The sequence below is a fragment of the Mesorhizobium sp. C120A genome (assembly GCF_030323105.1).
In the GTDB taxonomy this organism is placed as follows: Bacteria; Pseudomonadota; Alphaproteobacteria; order Rhizobiales; family Rhizobiaceae; genus Mesorhizobium.
In genome coordinates this window covers 2,304,189-2,322,851 of record NZ_CP100476.1, presented here as the reverse complement: position 1 = coordinate 2,322,851, position 18,663 = coordinate 2,304,189, and the positions used below count along the sequence as shown (strand labels likewise).

Below are 18,663 nucleotides of genomic sequence, written 5' to 3'. Positions count from 1 at the left end.
ATTAAGTCCAGATTAACCCTGATATCTGTGGCAGGCTGACAGCCTGTCCAGTGATCAGCACCTCGCGTCAGTGCATTTCCATCGACGCCGGCGCGGGTTAAGGTTTCGAATCGTCCTGATTCCGTCATTCTGCCAGAAGGTCAAGCGCCTCTCGCATGATTCGCATCAAAAAAGCGAATCAATTACCCGACTTAGAGGCGTCGATTCGACGCGCAGCACGTACAACATTCATTCTTGCGCAGGTTTCGACCTAGACGCGCCCACCCCTGCCCGAGGATACACCGAAGCCTTCGATCAGCGCTTCCGTTGCTTGTACATCACGGAATTGCGCCTGAATCTCGATGAGGTGCCGGTAGTTTTCGTCAGTGGGATCGCTGGCGAGCGCTGCTTCCGCCTGTTTCAGCTCCTTATGTAAGGTGCGCGCGCTGCGCTGCAAGTGCAGCGCCTGGTTGAAGGCGTCGCGGGCATCGTCAAGCGCTGCGGTTTCCAGCGCGGGCCATTGCCTGGCCCGTTGGATGAGCGCCACGGCGCGCCCCCAGATATCGCTGCAGCCGGCACGTTCGATGGTGGCGATCACCGCGCTACGGTCATTGGCCATGTCGTGCGCCATCGCATCGAGGATGGCGGCGTGCAGCCGCTGCAGATCGGTGTTGGCGAGATCGAGGAACTCGACATGGGCGAAGTTCTCGTCGATCAGCGCCGGATGGTTGACGAGGGCTACGATGATCGTCGCCTCGCGCACCGACATCATCTCGCCACCGCGTTTGACCATGGCGGAGCGGCCGAGGCTTTCGGTGATCGCGGCGCGCGCGCCTGCCCCGCTGCCTTTGGCGAACTGTCCGCCGGGTGCGGGCGTTTTGCCCTGCCCCGGTTTCCAGTCCTGGCGACCTTGCCGCACTTCGCGCTGGGCGCTGAAGAAGGTCAGCTCCCGCTCGCGCATCCACTGCTGGTAGTGGTAGCGCTGGCTCTCATCGCGGATGCGGCTGGTCAGTTCGCGCAGCGTCTTTGTCAGCCCCGCCCGCCGCTCCGGCGTGTCGAAGACGCCACCGGATGTCTCACGCATCCACAACAAATCAGCGAGAGGCCGCGCTTCCGCCAGCACGGCACGAAACGCGTCCGGCCCTTCTGCCTTGACCAGATCGTCGGGATCCTTGCCCTCCGGCAACAGCGCAAAGCGCACCGACCGCCCGGCCTGCACCGACGGCAGCGCGAGATCCGCGGCGCGCCACGCCGCCTTCAGCCCGGCCTGGTCGCCGTCGAAGCACAGCATCGGCTCAGGCGCCATGCGCCACAGAAGTTCGAGTTGGTTTTCGGTGAGCGCGGTGCCGAGCGGCGCCACGGCATTCTCGAAGCCGGCCTGCGCCAGCGCAATCACGTCCATATAGCCTTCGACGGCAATCACCGTGCCGCCTTTCGCCAGCGCTTTGCGGGCGCGGGCGAAATTGTAGAGCACGTTGCCCTTGTGGAAGAGCTCCGTGTCGGGCGAATTCATGTATTTGGCCAGCGCATCGGGCGCCAGTGCGCGGCCGCCAAAGGCGATGATCTTGCCGCGCGAATCCGGGATCGGGAACATGATGCGATCGCGGAACCAGTCATAGGAGACCGGGATGTCGTCGCCATGACGCACCAGCCCGCAGGCCTCGATGTCGGCCTTGGGCACACCCTTGGCGGCAAGATGTTCCTTCAGCGCATTGCGGCTGTCGGGCGCAAAGCCCAGCCGGAACGATTGCTGCGTCGCCGGCGTCAGCCCGCGATCCCTGAGATAGGCGCGGGCTTTTGCACCCTCCGGTCCTTGCAGCCGCTCCTGGAAGAAGGCAGTCGCCATCTCCATGACATCGGTCAGACTGGCGCGTTCCTTCTCACGCTGTTCTTCCCGCTCGTCGCGCACCGGCATCGGCACGCCGGCCATGTCGGCGATCTTCTCGACCGCTTCGGGAAAGCTTAATCCGTCGAGCTCGGTCAGGAACTTGAAATGATCGCCCGACACCGAACAGCCGAAACAGTGATAGCGGCCCTTCTTGTCCTCGCAGTGGAAGGAGGGGCTCTTTTCGCCATGGAACGGACAACAGGCCCAATAGTCGCCGCGCGAGGCGTTGGTCTTCTTCCTGTCCCATGCGACGCGCTGGCCGATGACCGATGAAATCGGCACACGGTCGCGTATCTCATCGAGAAAGGCGGGCGGAAAGCGCATTGGGGAACTCGTTTGTCCCTCATATAATCATGCTCGCGGAATCCGACGACCCTTATTGCGGACCATACCCGGTTTCCACAGCCAAAAAGCCCGGTTTCTACAGCCAAAAGAAAGGCGGCCGTTTCGGGCCGCCTCCTTTCAAGTCTCTGCATTGCGCCGGCGAGGCCGGGCTTAATGCGCGGCAATGGCGCCGAAGATGATGCCGGACAGGACGCTGACCAGCACATAGTCGTTGCCGACGCGGATCCATTCCTGGCCGCGGCCGGGGCGATGCAGGCCATAGCGGCCATAATCGCGGATCGGCTGGTGCCGCTTCCAGCTGGAATATTTCTGGCCATTGCGCCAATGGCTGCGCTTGACGACCACCGTCTTCTTCACGACGCGCTTCCTGACATCGACATGCTTGCCGGGCCTCTGCCAGTCGACCCGCGTGTAATTCGACTGCGGTGCGACCGGTGCGTTCACCGGTGCGGCCTGGCCGGTAAGCGAAGTGGCGGCCAGCATCGAGAAAGCGAGGGCGGAAAGAACAACACGTTTCATAGCGGGGCTCCTTGGTTGTCGATGCCTAGGGAATAGCGCCCGAAGGATGAACCGAAACTGAACACTAGCATTACATTTACGTAATGAAATCCGGTGCTTATCCTGGATATTTGAACATCATCGCAAAGGCGATTGCCGGGAGTCCGGCAAACCGGGACGATCCGCTGCCATCACCAGGGATCCGCCATGCAACCATTTGCGCATCCGTCCATTTTCCGACACGCCCTGTCGCGCCGCGACGGCTCTTGAAATCGACAAGATTTTATTACCCGGCTAAAATATTCCGGATATTGTTCAAGACTGTCATGACCATGATTCGCAGCCCCGTTTTCCTCCCTGCACTGCGCGCCCTCCGCGTCGCGGTAGCTGTCTGCGTGCGGGTTTCGAAATGAGCGGCTCCGTCGTCCTGCTGCATCTGGCGGGCGCGGTGGCGCTGATGCTGTTTGCCACCCGCATGGTCAAGACAGGCGTCGAGCGCGCCTATGGCGACGTGCTGCGTCACCGGCTGCGCTCCACCATGCGCAATCCGATCATGGCGGTGCTGGCCGGCTGCGGCCTGTCCATCGCGCTGCAGAGCTCGACCGCCGTCACGCTTCTCGTCGGCTCCTTCGCCGGCGCCGGCATCGTCTCGGGCATGTCGGGCCAATTGGCTGTGCGCGGCGCCGAGATCGGCTCGGCGCTGGTGGTCAAGCTCTTGACCTTCGATCTGACGCTGCTGGTGCCGATCTGCCTCGTCGCCGGCACGGTCATGTTCATGGCCACCGAGCGGCGCGATTGGCGCCAGTTCGGCCGTATCCTGGTCGGCATCGGCCTTCTGGTACTGTCGCTGGAAATGATCGGCCAGGCGTCGGAGCCGCTGCGGCAGAGCACGCTGATGCCGCTCATCATCGAATATTTCTCCAGCGACTACGTCACCGCCTATCTGCTCGCCGCGCTCGTTACCTGGCTCTTCCACTCCTCGATCGCCGCCGTGCTTTTGATGGTGACGCTGGCCGGCCGCGGCTTCATCCCGCCCGAACTCGGCATCGTGCTGGTGCTCGGCGTCAATCTCGGCTCGTCGATCATCGCGCCGCTGCTCACCCGAAGTGCCGAACCTGGCGTGCGCGTCGTGCCGATCGGCAATCTGTTGATGCGCGGCATGGGCTCGCTGATGATGCTGATCCTGTTCATGACGCTGAAGCCGCCGGTCGCCTTCCTCGGCGCCACCGTGCCCGACCAGATCGTCAACGCCCACATCCTGTTCAATGTGCTGATCCTGCTCGCCGGCCTGCCGCTTGCCAGCCTGATCTATCGTGCCTCTGAGAAGATCGTCGCAATGGGCACCAAGCCAGCGCCGGCTACAGAGCTCGATGTGGTCGAACTCTCCGCCCTCAACGACGGCGCGCTCGACGTTCCGAGCCAGGCGCTGGCCAACGCCACCCGCGAGGTGGTGCGCGTCTGCGAGACGGTCGAGATCATGCTCAAGCGCATCATCGAGCTGTATGAAAGCGCCGACGGCGACAAGATCAAGGCGCTGGCCGCCCTTGACGACCGCGTCGACAGGAAGCACGCGGCGATCAAGCTCTATCTGGCCAAATTGACCAGGAACTCGCTCACAGAGGACGAGGCGCTGCGCTGCCAGGAGCTGATAGGCGCCTGCGTCAAGCTCGAGCAGGTCGGCGACATCATCGTGCGCAACATGCTGGTGCATGTGAAGAAGAAGTTCGAGCGCGGGCTGGAGTTCACGCCCGAGGGCTGGAGCGAGCTGCTCGCCTTTCACACCTCGGTGCTGGCCAATGCCAGGCTTGCTTTCAACGTGCTGGTGTCGCGCGACCCTGAGACCGCCCGCCAGCTGGTGCTGGAAAAGGACCGGCTGCGCGACCGCGAAAAGGAAACCAGCGCCAGCCATTTCGTGCGCCTGCGCGACGGCACCGCCAAGAGCGTCGAAACAAGTTCCATCCACCTCGACACCATCCGCGACCTGAAGCAGATCAACTCGCTGCTGGCGTCGATGGCCTACCCGGTGCTGGAAGAGCGCGGGTTGCTGGGTGGGTCGCGGTTGAAGGCAAGCTGATCAAGAAAACCTAAAGCGGCGTCGATCATTTCTGCATTGCCCACGAACCCCATCCATGGTTTGAGGCGACCTTATCCGAGGATCGCTTCCGCCATGCTCCCGCTCATTGCCCTGTTCATTGCCGCCTTTGCTTTCGGCACCACCGAATTCGTCATCGCCGGTGTATTGCCGCAAGTGGCCGACGGCCTTGGCGTTTCGATCCCGACTTCCGGCTATCTCGTCTCCGGCTACGCCGGCGGCATCGCCGTTGGTGGGCCATTGCTGGCGCTCGCCACCAAGGGCATTTCCCGCAAGACGCTGCTGCTTTGCCTGACCGTCGCCTTCACCATCGGCCAGGCCGCTTGCGCGCTGGCGCCCGATTTTACCTCGATGCTGCTCTTGCGCATTGCGGTCGCCGTCGCACACGGCGCCTATTTCGGCGTCGCCATGGTAGTGGCTGTCGGCCTCGTGCCCGAGGACAAGCGCGGCATGGCCGTGGCTGTGATCCTCTCCGGCCTCACCGTATCCAATGTCATCGGCGTGCCGGCCGGCACCGCAATCGGCAATCTCTGGGGCTGGCGCGCCACCTTCTGGGTGATGTGCGCGCTGGGCGTGGTAGCCTTTGCCGCCATGGCTGCGCTTTTGCCGCGCACGACAGGCGCATCAAGGCCATCCGCCAGTCTTGGCAGCGAGGTTCGCGTGCTGGCGCGCCAGCAAGTCTGGACCTCGCTGATCCTGATGCTGACGTTGATGATCGGCCAGTTCGGCCTGTTCACCTACATCACCCCGACACTGCTTGAGGTGACGCATCTCGACGAGAGCCTGATCCCCTGGGTGCTGCTGCTCAACGGCGTCGGCGCCACCGTCGGTGTGTTTCTCGGCGGCAAGCTTTCCGATTGGAAGCTGATGCCGTCGCTGATCACCATGCTTGCGCTGCAGGCGGTGATGTTGGGCGTGATCTATGCCGTCAGCCCCTACCCCGTGCCGATGGTCATCGCCATCGTTATCTGGGGTGGCCTCAACTTCGCCATAGGCACGCCGATCCAGACCCGCATCCTGGCCTGGACGGCGGACGCCTCCAACCTCGCCTCCTCGCTCATCCCCTCCGGCTTCAATGTCGGCATCGCGCTCGCCGCGTCGCTGGGCGCTGCCATGCTCAATGCCGGCTACGGCTATCGCAGCCTGCCGGTTGTGGGCGCTGCCGCCATGCTGGTGGCGGTGGTGGTGGCACTTGCCTCCTACATCTGGGAGGGGCGCAGCCGGGCAGCGCCGCCGCTGCCGGCACCGGCCGAATAGCGTCGGACTACAAATCGATCCGGAACAACAAACTCTCGGCGCCGCCATACGCGGCGTCCTTGATGAACGGACCGACCACACGGCCGCCATTGGCCAGCACCACCTTCTGCGAGGCCGGATTGTCGAGGTCGGTGGTGAGCTCGACATATGGCAAACCAACAGCCCTCGCCTCGTCCAGCATCAGCCGCAGCGCCTCGGTCGCATAGCCTCGTCCGCGCTTCCACGGCACCACGGCATAGCCGATATGGCCGAGCACATGCGACGGCAGTGCGGCCGTACCCGGCTGCCAGCGAAAGCCGATCGAGCCAGCGGCCTCGCCGTCCCAGATCCAGCGCCGGAAGCCCGGCAGCCGCGGCACGGTCGTGCCGTCCGGCAAGGTAATCGGGCCTCCTTTGGCCTCGGGATCGTCGAGGCTGGCAAGGAACGCCGCGGGATCCTCGTCGATCGCCGCAAGTTGCTCGCGCGTCGCTTCCATCAGCCGGACATTGTCCGGCGACCAGCCACGCTCGAGCGCCGCCTTGTAGGAGGGCAGATGTTCGAGCGTGGGTTTGACGATTTCGATTATGGTGGGGCTCTCCGGCAGGTCAAGGCTTGGCTCGCTTAAGCCGGTGCGGACCGTTTCTTGCGCAGAGGTGATGTCCCGCCCCCTGCTCTCCTTCGCCATTGAAGTGGTGTCGGCTCCTACTGCAGCAGGCCTTTGACGATGCCGCTGGCCTTGCCGAAATCCATCTGGCCGGCATATTTCTGCTTCAGCACAGCGATCACCTTGCCCATGTCCTTCTGGCTGGTCGCACCGGTAGCAGTGATCGCTTCGCGCGCTGCTGCAGTCACCGCCGCCTCGTCCAACTGCGTCGGCAGGAAGCCGCGGATGATCTCCATCTCGCCACGCTCCTGCGCCGCCAGTTCCGGGCGCTTGCCGTCCTCGAACGCCTTGGCCGATTCCTCGCGCTGCTTCACCATTTTGGCCAGGATCTGCAGGATCTCCTCGTCGCTGGCGGGGTCCTTGGCCGAGCCGCGATTGGCGATGTCGCGGTCGTGAATGGCGGCCTGGATGAGCCGCAGCGTCGGCAGCCGGTGCTTGTCCTGCGCCTTCATCGCGCTTTTCAGGGATTCGGCGATTTTTGCGCGCATGATGCTTTCTCCTTCGAACGGCGCGGACAATAACCGCGGCCCATCCGCAAAGCAAACGCGCCAAAGCCCTGATATCGTTCGACGAAACAAATGCTCGCCGTTTTTGGCACGGGCATCATTGACCGCTCTGGCGCCTTCCCCTATGTACTCGGCCTTGCACAAGACAAAGAATTGATTCGCGCAGGCTCGAGAGATCGGCCGCGCCGTTTGCTGCGCAGATGGCCCGCCATCGAAGCGCGCAGCGTAACAGGAGCGTCGCCATGGCCGAGATGACCCCCGAACTGACCCCGCCTTGGGCAACCGAAAAGCCGACCGCCGTCCTGGTGCTGGCCGACGGCACCGTCATCGAGGGTCGCGGCCTCGGCGCCACCGGTTCCGCCGTTGCCGAAGTCTGCTTCAACACCGCGCTCACCGGCTACCAGGAAATTCTCACCGACCCGTCTTATGCCGGCCAGATCGTCACCTTCACTTTCCCGCATATCGGCAACATCGGCACCAATGACGAGGACATCGAGGACCTCAACCCGGTCGCCCGCGCCGGCGCCGTCGGTGCGGTGTTCAAGGCCGATGTCACCAACCCGTCCAACTACCGCGCCGGAGCCGGCCTCGACCAGTGGCTGAAGAAGCGCGGCATCGTCGCGCTGTCGGGCATCGACACCCGCGCGCTCACCGCGCTGATCCGCGAAAAGGGCATGCCCAACGCCGTCATTGCGCACGCGCCCGACGGCATCTTCGACATCGACGATTTGAAGCGGCGCGCCGCCGCCTGGTCGGGCCTGATCGGGCTTGACCTCGCCAAGGAAGTCACCTCGGGCCAGTCCTCGGTCTGGCGTGAAACGCCCTGGGTGTGGAACGAAGGCTTTGGCGAACAGGCCGAGCCGTCGATGCACGTCGTCGCCATCGACTACGGCGTCAAGCGTAACATCCTTCGCCTGCTTTCCGGCCTCGGCGCCAAGGTCACCGTGGTTCCGGCCGGTACCGGTTCGGAAGAAATCCTGGCCATGCAGCCCGACGGCATCTTCCTCTCCAACGGCCCCGGCGACCCGGAAGCCACCGGCGACTACGCCGTGCCGGTCATCCAGGACCTGCTCAAGACCGATATTCCGGTGTTCGGCATCTGCCTCGGCCACCAGATGCTGGCCCTGGCGCTGGGCGGCAAGACCGCCAAGATGCACCAGGGCCATCACGGCGCCAACCACCCGGTCAAGGATCATACCACCGGCAAGGTCGAGATCGTCTCGATGAACCACGGCTTTGCCGTCGATGCCGACTCGTTGCCCGAGGGCGTCGAGGAAACCCATGTCTCGCTGTTCGATGGCTCCAACTGCGGTATTGCGCTCACGGGCCGTCCGGTGTTCTCGGTCCAGCATCACCCCGAGGCCTCGCCCGGTCCGCAGGACTCGCACTATCTGTTCCGCCGTTTCGTCAATCTGATCCGCGAAAAGCGCGGCGAGGAACTGCTGGCCGAACGGGTTTGATTTTACAGGTCTTCGCCTAGCCGTTGCCCAGATCGTGATGCTCCGAATAGCCGGAGTTACAAACGCGGCGCGATTGCCCTTGTCTTGGGTCAATGGAATAAACCGGTCAACCGGTCTGTTTGTGACGGCGCGAAGCGACGAAGGCTTCGAGAGCGCCGACGGCATCCCCTGAGCCCAAGCCCTCCTCATCGCTTCGCTTGCGCCGCATTAACGGACGAAGCACACACCTATGGCGGGTTCGAAGTTCGCGCCTGGGTAACCTTACGCCACCGGCCGGCCTTCGCTGGCCTCCAGTATGGCAAACCATTGCTGGCGGTCGAGGTCGATCTCCAGCGCCTTGACCATGGCGGCCAGCCGCTCGGGCTTCATCGTGCCCAGCACCGGCGCCAGCCGCGCCGGATGACGCAGCAGCCAGGCGATGGCGACGGCGGCGAGATCGCCGGCGCCGATCTCGGCAGCCACCGCCGCGATTGCCGCCCTGACCCGCGCCTCGCGCCCTTCCTTGCCGGTGAACAGCAAGCCGCCGCCGAGCGGCGACCAGATCATCGGCGCATAGCCGAGGCGTTGCGCGTGATCGAGGCTGCCATCCACCAGCGCATTGGTCTTCAGCACCGACATCTCGATCTGGTTGGTGGCCAAGGCAAACGGCAGCCGCGAAGCCAGAAGGTCGAACTGCGACGGCGTGAAATTGGAGACCCCGACCGCTCTCACCTTGCCCGACTTGACCAGCCCGGCAAGGGCCGCCGCCGTCTCGTCGGCATCCATCAGCGGATCCGGCCGGTGCAGCAGCAACAGGTCGAGATAGTCGGTGCCGAGATTGGCGAGCGAACGGTCGACCGAGGCGGCAATGTGGGCCGCACTGGTGTCGTAATGCTTCAGCCGGTTCTGAGGCCGGTTGGCCGATGCCAGCATGATGTCGCATTTCGAGATCAGCTCGATGCTGTCGCGTTTGCCCTTCCAGCGCGACAAGCCGGCGCCAAAGGCAGCTTCCACTTGGTAATGCCCGTAAATATCGGCATGGTCGAAGCTGGTCAGGCCGAGATCGACCGCAGTGCCGATCAGCCGCGCGATCTGGTCGGCGTCCGGGCGCGCGGCGTTGTCGAGCAGGCGCCAGGCGCCGAACACCAGCCGCGACAGCGACACTCCGTCCTTGGTCAGCTCTATGCGGCTGTCATGGCTCATATCTGGGCTCCGTCTTCCGCAGCGCCGGTGGCAACGCTTCTCACCGCCGTCGGCCTCGCAACTTTCGTCACAAAGACAATGACCGCAAGCGTCAGGAAGCACGCGCCAACCAGATAGGGCGCGCCGCCGAACACCACGGGCGCATTCGGTCCGGTGAACCAGGAAAAGATCGCGGTGTAGAGCAGCGGCGTGATGATCGAGGTGATCGAGAAGATCGACGTCATCGCGCCCTGCAATTCGCCTTGCGCCGACGGCGGCACCTTGGCGGCGGCAAGGCTTCTCAGCGGCGGATCGGCCAGTGCTTCCAGGCAGCCGACGACGATCACCGCATAAATCATCCAGCCTTGCGAGGCGAAGGCGTAGCCGAAGGCGCTGGCCGCCGTGAATGTCAGGCCGATGACCGCCGTCCTCCATTCGCCAAGTTTGGGGATCACGCGCGGCAGCACCGTCGCCATGACGATCGCCCCACACAGGCCGAAGGCGCCGAGCGAGAAGCCGATCTGCTGCTCGCTCCAGCCATAACGATAATTGGACACGAACGACCACACCGCCGGATACATCATGTGGCCGAGCGTCATTAGGAAGAAGGCGAGCCCGATCCAGCCGATGCCCTGATATTGGCGCATCTGCAGCAGCGTGCCGACCGGGTTGGCGCGTTTCCACTCGAAGCGGCGGCGGTGCTTTTCATCGAGCGTTTCAGGCAGGAAGAACATGGCGATGAGGAAGTTCACGAAGGCAAGCCCGGCGGCAAAGTAAAACGGCACTCGCGGCCCGAACGTGCCGAGCAGCCCGCCCAGCACCGGCCCAATGACGAAGCCGACGCCGAAGGCGATGCCGAGCAGACCGAAATTCTTCGCCCGGTTGTCATCGTTCGAGATGTCGGCAATGAAGGCCGACGTCGTCGAATAGCTGGCGCCCGAAATGCCGGCCAGCACGCGGCCGATGAACAGCATCGGATAGGACCAGGCGATGGCGCAGATCAGATTGTCGATCGAGAATGTAAGCACCGAGGCAAGCAGGATCGGCCGCCGCCCGAAGCGGTCGCTCAATCCACCCATGATTGGCGCGAAGAAGAACTGCATCGCCGCATAGACGAAGAACAGCCAGCCGCCTTCGATCGCCGCTTCGCTGATGCCGACGCCGGAAAGCTCCCTGAGAAAGGCCGGCAACACCGGCATGATCATGCCGAAGCCGATAATGTCGAGCAGCAGCGTGGTGAAGACGAGCGCAAGGCCCCGCCTGGCGGTTTTGGGGTTGATCATGATGGCGTCTGCTCCCTGAGACCGCCCTTGGGCGGGCGCCCGTTATAGGCGAGGCGCCACTTTGGAACAATAGGAGAACGCCTCAGGCGTTCTCCTCCTGACATCTGTTGCCGGTGGTGAATCGGCCCGCCGACGGATGCGCTTTGGACCGCGGTCGGCTGGAACTTGCGAGCGCCTCAAACCGGACCGGTCAGCGTGTTGCAATCCGACAGCTTGCCGCTCTTGTAGCCGCGCGCCAGCCAGCTCTGCCTTTGCTGCGACGTCCCGTGGTTGAAGCTTTCCGGAACGACATAGCCCTGCATCTTCTTCTGCAGCGTATCGTCGCCGATCTGCTTGGCGGCGTTGAGCGCCTCTTCGATGTCGCCCTGTTCCAGAATGCCCTTCTGCGCGGTGAAATGCGCCCAAACGCCGGCGAAGCAGTCGGCCTGCAGCTCGATGCGCACCGACATCTGGTTGGCTTCCGCCTCACCCATCGACTGCCGCATCTGGTTGAACTTGGGCAGGATGCCGGTGAGGTTCTGCACATGGTGACCGACTTCATGGGCGATCACATATGCCTGGGCGAAATCCCCCGAGGCGCCGAACTGCTGGTCGAGCTGCTGGAAGAAGGTGGTGTCGAGGTAGACCTTGTGGTCGCCGGGACAATAGAACGGTCCGGCTGCCGTCGAGGCGGAGCCGCAGGCCGAGCGGATCTGGCCGCTGAACAGCACAAGCTTCGGGTCCTCGTATTTCAGGCCCTGCGACTGGAAGATGCCGGTCCAGGTCTCTTCGGTCTCGGCCAGCACGGTCGCCACGAACTGCTTCATCTCGTCGGAAGCAGGCGTGCCGGCGCCGTCGTCCTGGCCGCCGCTGTTGTCGGTAATCTGGCCACCGCCACCCGGCAGCACGCCGCCGCCGTCGCCGCTGCCCAGGATCTGCGACGGGTCGAAGCCGAAATACCATCCGGCCAGCACCACGAGGACGACCAGCAATATGCTGCCGCCGCCGCCGGTGCGGCCGCCGATCGGGATGCGGAACTGGCCAGGGCTGCCGCCGCCCAAACCACCACCGCCGCCGCTGTCGCTGCGCTCGTCCTCGACATTGTCACTCTGACGGCGGCCCTTCCAGAGCATGGCAACTCCCCGTATGCAAATTTTCGGCTGGCCTGGCCGATGTCGTGGCCCAGTCCGACCCAACAGACAATTATCGCAATGGTTGCGCCAAGTCACAGTATTTTTCGTGGCAGCGGCATCGCGTTCGCACTCTGGTCGAGGCGGCATGCGCGCTGTAGCATCCGGTTCGAACGGGGTGTCGGGACTTGCGGACGATCGGTCGATTTCTGCTGCTGGCGGTGGTGCTATGCCTCGGCCCGTTGCCGGCGCGCGCCGTGACGCTCGATTCCAGCGTCGCCGTGACCGATCCCGAGACATTGCAGGCGCTTGAGCGTGGCGGCCTCTCGATCAGCCGCCTGCTCGGCCCGGCGCTGGGTCTCACGCGCGAGGTCGACAATCGCGGCCTGTTTTCGGTGCGCGCGCTGACCCCGGTGCGCAACGCCGTCAAGCAGGAGATCGCCGATGAGCCTACCAATAGCCCCGATCCCTATGTCGCCGCGCTGGCGAAGACGAGGGACCCCAGCCAGAAATTCAACCCGAAATACATCGACGATGACGGTTCGACGCTCGACCTGACCGGCGTCGTCAACCGCATGGACCGCGGCTATCTCGGCCACACCGAATGCGGCGAGATCAGGCTGATCTACCGCTTCCACTATTCGGTCGCGGAAAAGCCGGCGAATGGAAAGACAGCGCAACGCATCTCGTCGCGGCTGCCGCTGACCATGAGTCTGGTCTTCAACGCCAGGCCCGGTGAGGCTCACGCCCGCGCTTCGAGAGACCGTCCAAGCGCCACCGCCGTTTCCTGTGCCGAAATCGCCAAGCGCTGGCTCGCCGCCGGCCAGAAGAACCTTGCGCCCGAGCAACTGGCAGCCTGGCTGCGCTCCGACGAAGGGCCGCTCTCCAACGCCATGCTGAATTCGTCGCAGATCATGCGACTTGAGCTGAACATGCAGGTTCTCCGGCTGTCGGCCTCGAGCCGCCGCGACTTCGGTGGCCACGCCGAATATCTCCTCAAGATTTTCAAATGGGACCCAACGACGTCCACCTTCCAGGAATCGAAGATGGAGAACCAGATCGACCGGAAAGTGGTTCTGGCCGACCGGCCGGCCTTCGCCAAATGGCTGCTCACCGACCGCAACCTCTACGACCTCGATCGCGGCCGGCTGGTCATCGACGACAAATTCCTGGCGACCAGCGCCGTCTCGGTCGCACCCGGCGGCATGGCCAGGTCGCAAAACAATATCGCCTATGGGCTGCTCGATGATGCCGACATCGACAAGGCACTGCAGGACTATGTCGCCAAGGGCAACGAGCTGCGCAGCGTGAAATCGGTGGCCGGCTTCAATCTGCGTCTCAACGAAATGACCTGCACCGGCTGCCACCAGACGCACGGCATTGCCGGCTTCCATTACACCGGCGCCGATCCGGCCAGCGAGCCGCGCCGCAACGCCGTCTTCGTCCCCGGCTCGGCGGTGTTCTTCGCCGACCTGCCGCGCCGCCGCGCCATCGTCGAGGACTTCGCCGCCGGCGGCCATCCGGATTTCTCACGCGGCTTCGCCGCCCGTCCGGACGCCAAACTCGCCGAAGCGCTGAAAGGCACCGATCTCTACAATGGCTGGGGCTCGATCTGCTACAGCGGCAAGGATGCCAGCTTCAAGGACTGGAACTGCGGCGAAAGCCTGCGCTGCGCCGGCGTCCATGAAAGCGACATCCATCCGGGCTTCGGCACCTGCGTCAGCGAGGCGGCCACCGCAGTCGGCGACCCCGTCGAGTTCGGCGAGATCAAGATGTCGAGCTGGGGCAGCGACAAATATTGCCGCCTGTCGCCGGCCACCGCAAAAGCCTGCGCCATCGATCCGGCGCGCGACAAGAAACCGGTAATCAAGCTCGCCGGCTATGGCGCGGCGCGCCAACGCTATGACAACCCCGAGCAGAAGACCGGTGGCTTTCCCGGGGGCATGCTGCGCAAGGCAAGCTGCGACAAGCTTCCCGACGAGGCGACTTGCGGCCGCCTGGCCAAGACCGGTTTCAACGACTGCATCGCGTCGGGCAAGGACCACAAATTCTGCACCAAGGAATTCACCAAGACCGCCGGCCTGCGCGCCTGCGACAAGGCGCATCCCTGCCGCGAGGACTATATCTGCACCGCCGGCTACGACGATCTGGCCGCAGCCAAGCCTGGCAAGGGCTCCTGCATTCCGCCCTATTTCATATTCCAGTTCCGCGTCGACGGCCATCCGCGCAGTTGGGTGCAGGACACCGAGGAATGAGCGGCAGGTTGCCGCTTGCGAACAGAATCAGATCTTCTGCTTGGTGCCGGCGCTTTTGCCGTCCGAGCTTTTGGAGCGTTCCTCGAAACGCGCGGCGCCCTTTTTCAGCGCATGGCCGGTTTCGACCTCGGTCTTGCGTTCGTCCTTTGCCGCTGCCTGCCTCAAACCCTCGGCCGCCTGCTTGCCCTTCGCGGTCGGTGCCTGTTCGACGCCCATGTTTTCCTCCTTGGCGCGCAACAATCACGCGCAACGTCAGGAGCAACGAGCCTGACGTGCGGAGGTTCCAGTGGTGCGGCCCCGGCACCCCTCAGCGCGGCGCGATCATCGCCTTGCGAAAGGCTTCCAGCGTCTCGGCGCTGACATGATGCTCGATGCCCTCGGCATCGATGCGCGCCGTCTCGGCGCTGACACCGAGCGAACGCAAAAACGCTTCTACCGTCTGGTGGCGGATGCGGCTCTCTTCCGCCACCTTGCGCCCGGCGTCGGTCAGGAACACACCGCGATAGGGTTTTCTGGAAACGAGCCCGTCGGCGCACAGCCTGGTCAGCATCTTGGCCACCGTCGGCTGGGCGACACCCAGCCGCGCAGCAATATCGACCTGACGCGCCTCATTGCCGTCCTCGATCAGGTCGGCGATCAGCTCGACATAATCCTCGACCAGCGCGCCGCGGCGCGCTTCGCGCTGCTGCCGGAACCCTTTCGAATGAATCTCGGCGTCCGGCAGCGGCTCCTCGCGTCCAATCGGTCTGTGCTTCAGCGCCAACACGCGCTCCTTCCTATCTTTTGACAAGAATCGGCTTTGGGCAAAGCAATCGCCCTTTGCCATTCATAGCACGGGCTTAACTGTTCCAGCCGTTTATTTCCATTCCATGGCAGGCGCAACCGGCGTTTGCGATCCCCTGCCGGCCTGCCGGTCGGCGCAACAGGAAGCACATACAATGAAATATAGCCTATTGCATAATGTTGAGCCCTGGCATAGATAGGATGACGTCAACCGATCCACCCAGTGGAAAGCCCTCCATGTCCGAAGCTGACGCTACCTTGGGATCATCCTGGCGATTTGACAGACCGGAGGACAATCCTCCCAGCCTGCGCGAGGTGAACTCCACGATCGCGGTGCCGCAGTCCGGCGTCTGGTTCCGTCGCCTGTTCGCCTTCATGGGACCGGGCTACATGGTCTCGGTCGGCTATATGGATCCGGGCAACTGGGCCACCGACCTCGCCGGCGGCGCCCAGTTCGGCTACACGCTATTGTTCATCATCATGCTGTCCAACCTGATGGCGATCCTGCTGCAGGCGCTTGCCGCCCGGCTTGGCATCGCCACCGGCCGCGACCTCGCCCAGGCCTGCCGCGCCTATTATCCGCGTCCCGTCAGTTTCGTGCTGTGGATCGCCTGCGAACTCGCCATCATCGCCTGCGACCTCGCCGAGGTGATCGGCACGGCGATCGCGCTGCAGCTTCTGTTCGGCATTCCGCTGATCGGCGGCGCGTTGCTGACGGCGCTCGACGCCTTCATCGTGCTGCTCTTGATGAACAAGGGTTTCCGCTATCTCGAAGCCTTCGTCATCGCGCTTCTGATCATCATCTTCGGCTGTTTCGCCATCCAGATCTTTGCCGCTGCCCCTCCGGTCGGCTCGATCCTGCATTCGATGTTCGTGCCGTCGACGGAGATCGTCACCAATCCGGCGATGCTCTACATCGCCATCGGCATCATCGGCGCCACGGTGATGCCGCACAATCTCTACCTGCACTCCTCGATCGTACAGACACGCGCCTATGAACGGACCGAAAAAGGCAAGCGCGACGCCATCAAATGGGCGACGACCGACTCGACCATCGCGCTCGTCCTGGCGCTGTTCGTCAACGCCTCGATCCTGATCGTCTCGGCGGTGGCCTTCCATGGCACCGGCCATCAGGATGTCGCCGAGATCGGCCAAGCCTTCGAGCTCTTGTCGCCACTGCTCGGCCTCGGCATCGCCTCCATCCTGTTTGCGGTGGCGCTGCTGGCCTCCGGCCTCAACTCGACCGTTACGGCAACGCTTGCCGGCCAGATCGTCATGGAAGGCTTTTTGCGCCTGCGCATTCCGCAATGGGCGCGCCGGCTGCTGACGCGCGGCATCGCCATCGTCCCGGTGGTGGTCGTCACCGCGCTCTATGGCGAAAAGGGCACCGGCCAGTTGCTGGTCTTCAGCCAGGTGGTACTGTCGATGCAGCTGCCCTTCGCAGTCATCCCGCTGGTGCAGTTCGTCTCCGACAAGAAGAAGATGGGCAACCTTGCCATTCCCCGCGGCGTGGCGGTCCTCGCCTGGGTCGTCGCGGCGGTCATCCTGGTGCTCAACTTCAAGCTGCTCTACGACACCGTCTTCGGCGTCGGCTGAGTTTCTTCTTGAGCAGTTCGCCGTTTCGCCGAAACGGCGAACTGCTCAATCTCTTGTTTTGACGCAATTCCGGGCGGAAAGCCGCCTCACACTTTTCCTGGAATTGCTCAAGACGGCGACAAACCGGCGGCTTGCGCTATCTTACCGGCCATCATGACAAGTGTCGAAGACGCCAGGAAATTTTACGCGCAGCTGATGGCGGCCAATGCCGGCTCGGCCGATCCGCGCCTCGAAGAGGCGTTCGCCACCGTTCCGCGCGAGGCCTTTCTCGGTCCCGGACCCTGGGCGGTAGTCGCCGGCAGGGCGCTCACCACCGGCAACGGCAAGATCATGACGCCGAGCGCCGATCCTGTTCACATCTATCAGGACGTGCTGGTGGCGCTCGATGCCGACAAGGGCATCAACAATGGCGAACCCTCCCTGCACGCCATGTGGATAGGCAGGATCGCCCCCAGACTGGACGAGGCCGTCACCCATATCGGCGCCGGCACAGGCTACTACACCGCCTTGCTGGCGCGGCTGGTTGCGCCCGGCCCGGTGACCGCCTTCGAAATAGAGGCAGATCTTGCTGCCAGAGCAACAAAGAATCTCGAAACCTACGGCAATGTAGGCGTCGTCCACGGCGATGCCGTCACCGGCGATCTGCCGCCGTCCGACATCATCTATGTCAATGCCGGTGTCGTCGCACCGCCGGCTGCCTGGCTGCGGGCGCTGAAACCCGGTGGCCGCATGATCTTTCCCTGGCGTCCGTCCCAGGGCGTCGGCCTGGCCGTGATGGTAACCCGCAACGACAAGGGCTTTGCCTGCGACCCCTTCATGCGCTCGCGGTTCATCCCCTGCGTCGGCGCCTCGGCGGCCGGTTCGGCGGCCAAAATCCCCGACCTCCAGAAGGCGGCGCGCAGCCGTTCGATCTGGCTGACATCAGACAGGGCGCCGGACCGGACCGCCACCGCCATCATCGGCGACGTCTGGTTTTCGTCGCAGGCGCTTGGCGGCGGGCGACGGCGGTAGGTACCCTTGTCGGCCGGCAGCGTTTTTTTGCCAACGCCTGTCGGGCGGCCGCCGGCCTGTCCGTCCTTAGATCGAAATCCGGCCCTGACGGCGCGGATCCTGGAAAAGGAAAATCCAATGCGAAAGATCATCGCTTCCACCTTCGTCAGCCTCGACGGCGTCATGCAGGCGCCAGGCGGCCCGGAAGAAGACCCGGTTGGCGGCTTCGAATTCGGCGGCTGGACGTTCCACTACTTCGACGAGGTGGCGGGGGTGGCCATGGAGGAATTGTTCTCCAAACCCTTCGCCCTGCTGCTCGGCCGCAGAACCTACGACATCTTCGCCGCTTACTGGCCGTATCAGAAAGATGCCATCGGAGATGCCTTCAACCCTGCGACTAAATGTGTGGCGACGCATCGGCCGGATTCGCTCACCTGGGAAAATACGCAATGGCTTGGAGAAGATATCGTCGCGGCGTTGCGCCGCCTCAAGAAGGAAGATGGGCCTGACCTGCTCATCCAGGGTTCGAGCGAGCTGATCCAGACTTTGCTCGCCAACGGGCTGATCGACGAGATCCGGTTGATGATCTTCCCGCTGCTGCTGGGCAAGGGCAAGCGGCTGTTCGATGGTGGTGCGATGCCCGCCGCTTTCAAGCTGGTCAAGTCGCAGGCCACTACCACAGGCGTCATCATGGCGACCTACGAACGCGGGGGTGAGGTCAAGGTCGGGTCGTTCGCTACGCAGAAGCCGTCAGAGGCCGAGCTCGAGCGGCGTAAGAACTGGAAGTAACAGGGACAGGCTTGGCACCTTTCCTCTCC

General features: G+C 63.7%; 16 protein-coding genes. 7 read left to right on the top strand and 9 right to left on the bottom strand.

Annotation, left to right across the window (positions count from 1 at the left end; translation table 11 throughout):
• Positions 1 to 250: 250 nt before the first annotated feature.
• Both dnaG and NL532_RS11410 read right to left on the bottom strand, forming a co-directional pair.
• Positions 251 to 2,191, bottom strand: a complete 1,941-nt coding sequence (gene dnaG, locus NL532_RS11415; protein ID WP_023683795.1) for a DNA primase — start codon at positions 2,189 to 2,191, stop codon at positions 251 to 253.
• Positions 2,192 to 2,362: 171 nt separating this feature from the next.
• Positions 2,363 to 2,731 carry an RcnB family protein gene (locus NL532_RS11410; protein WP_023672444.1) on the bottom strand — a complete coding sequence of 123 codons (369 nt, stop codon included), beginning with the start codon at positions 2,729 to 2,731 and terminating at the stop codon, positions 2,363 to 2,365.
• Positions 2,732 to 3,119: 388 nt separating this feature from the next.
• Between NL532_RS11410 and NL532_RS11405 the strand changes: the two genes are divergently transcribed.
• A complete protein-coding gene (locus NL532_RS11405) occupies positions 3,120 to 4,784 on the top strand; it encodes a Na/Pi cotransporter family protein (protein ID WP_023691517.1) in 1,665 nt (554 codons plus the stop codon).
• A 93-nt stretch (positions 4,785 to 4,877) separates the two neighbouring features.
• On the top strand, positions 4,878 to 6,059 hold the full coding sequence (locus tag NL532_RS11400) for an MFS transporter (protein WP_023672442.1): 1,182 nt from the start codon (positions 4,878 to 4,880) through the stop codon (positions 6,057 to 6,059).
• A gap of 7 nt (positions 6,060 to 6,066) precedes the next feature.
• Here NL532_RS11400 and NL532_RS11395 read toward each other — a convergent pair whose 3' ends face one another.
• Both NL532_RS11395 and NL532_RS11390 read right to left on the bottom strand, forming a co-directional pair.
• Entirely contained in the window at positions 6,067 to 6,624 is a 558-nt protein-coding gene (locus NL532_RS11395) for a GNAT family N-acetyltransferase (RefSeq protein WP_023672441.1), read from the bottom strand.
• Positions 6,625 to 6,740: 116 nt separating this feature from the next.
• Positions 6,741 to 7,190 carry a GatB/YqeY domain-containing protein gene (locus tag NL532_RS11390; protein ID WP_031197556.1) on the bottom strand — a complete coding sequence of 150 codons (450 nt, stop codon included), beginning with the start codon at positions 7,188 to 7,190 and terminating at the stop codon, positions 6,741 to 6,743.
• A 260-nt stretch (positions 7,191 to 7,450) separates the two neighbouring features.
• Here NL532_RS11390 and carA point away from each other — a divergent pair, with 260 nt between their 5' ends.
• On the top strand, positions 7,451 to 8,668 hold the full coding sequence (carA, locus tag NL532_RS11385; RefSeq protein ID WP_081730888.1) for a glutamine-hydrolyzing carbamoyl-phosphate synthase small subunit: 1,218 nt from the start codon (positions 7,451 to 7,453) through the stop codon (positions 8,666 to 8,668).
• A 261-nt stretch (positions 8,669 to 8,929) separates the two neighbouring features.
• On the opposite strand, the gene NL532_RS11380 is transcribed toward carA, so the two are convergent.
• The 3 genes from NL532_RS11380 to ypfJ all read right to left on the bottom strand — a co-directional run bounded on the left by NL532_RS11380 (position 8,930) and on the right by ypfJ (position 12,224).
• Entirely contained in the window at positions 8,930 to 9,850 is a 921-nt protein-coding gene (locus NL532_RS11380) for an aldo/keto reductase (RefSeq protein WP_023749976.1), read from the bottom strand.
• Positions 9,847 to 11,112 carry a TCR/Tet family MFS transporter gene (locus tag NL532_RS11375; RefSeq protein WP_023754534.1) on the bottom strand — a complete coding sequence of 422 codons (1,266 nt, stop codon included), beginning with the start codon at positions 11,110 to 11,112 and terminating at the stop codon, positions 9,847 to 9,849. The genes NL532_RS11380 and NL532_RS11375 overlap by 4 nt, the downstream gene beginning before the upstream one ends.
• A 176-nt stretch (positions 11,113 to 11,288) precedes the next feature.
• A complete protein-coding gene (gene ypfJ / locus NL532_RS11370) occupies positions 11,289 to 12,224 on the bottom strand; it encodes a KPN_02809 family neutral zinc metallopeptidase (protein ID WP_023828078.1) in 936 nt (311 codons plus the stop codon).
• A 185-nt stretch (positions 12,225 to 12,409) separates the two neighbouring features.
• Between ypfJ and NL532_RS11365 the strand changes: the two genes are divergently transcribed.
• On the top strand, positions 12,410 to 14,476 hold the full coding sequence (locus tag NL532_RS11365) for a hypothetical protein (RefSeq protein WP_031202601.1): 2,067 nt from the start codon (positions 12,410 to 12,412) through the stop codon (positions 14,474 to 14,476).
• Positions 14,477 to 14,503: 27 nt separating this feature from the next.
• On the opposite strand, the gene NL532_RS11360 is transcribed toward NL532_RS11365, so the two are convergent.
• Both NL532_RS11360 and mntR read right to left on the bottom strand, forming a co-directional pair.
• Positions 14,504 to 14,692, bottom strand: a complete 189-nt coding sequence (locus tag NL532_RS11360) for a hypothetical protein (protein WP_023672434.1) — start codon at positions 14,690 to 14,692, stop codon at positions 14,504 to 14,506.
• A 91-nt stretch (positions 14,693 to 14,783) separates the two neighbouring features.
• Complete coding sequence (gene mntR, locus NL532_RS11355; RefSeq protein ID WP_023828080.1) at positions 14,784 to 15,239, bottom strand: manganese-binding transcriptional regulator MntR; 456 nt, start codon at positions 15,237 to 15,239, stop codon at positions 14,784 to 14,786.
• A gap of 257 nt (positions 15,240 to 15,496) precedes the next feature.
• On the opposite strand from mntR, the gene NL532_RS11350 reads away from it, so the two are divergent.
• The 3 genes from NL532_RS11350 to NL532_RS11340 all read left to right on the top strand — a co-directional run bounded on the left by NL532_RS11350 (position 15,497) and on the right by NL532_RS11340 (position 18,634).
• A complete protein-coding gene (locus NL532_RS11350) occupies positions 15,497 to 16,855 on the top strand; it encodes an Nramp family divalent metal transporter (RefSeq protein WP_023672432.1) in 1,359 nt (452 codons plus the stop codon).
• Positions 16,856 to 17,008: 153 nt separating this feature from the next.
• Positions 17,009 to 17,866 carry a protein-L-isoaspartate O-methyltransferase family protein gene (locus tag NL532_RS11345; RefSeq protein WP_023828081.1) on the top strand — a complete coding sequence of 286 codons (858 nt, stop codon included), beginning with the start codon at positions 17,009 to 17,011 and terminating at the stop codon, positions 17,864 to 17,866.
• A 117-nt stretch (positions 17,867 to 17,983) separates the two neighbouring features.
• The gene (locus tag NL532_RS11340) at positions 17,984 to 18,634 is read left to right on the top strand and encodes a dihydrofolate reductase family protein (RefSeq protein WP_023828082.1); all 651 of its coding nucleotides are present in this window, start codon (positions 17,984 to 17,986) and stop codon (positions 18,632 to 18,634) included.
• Positions 18,635 to 18,663 lie beyond the last annotated feature (29 nt).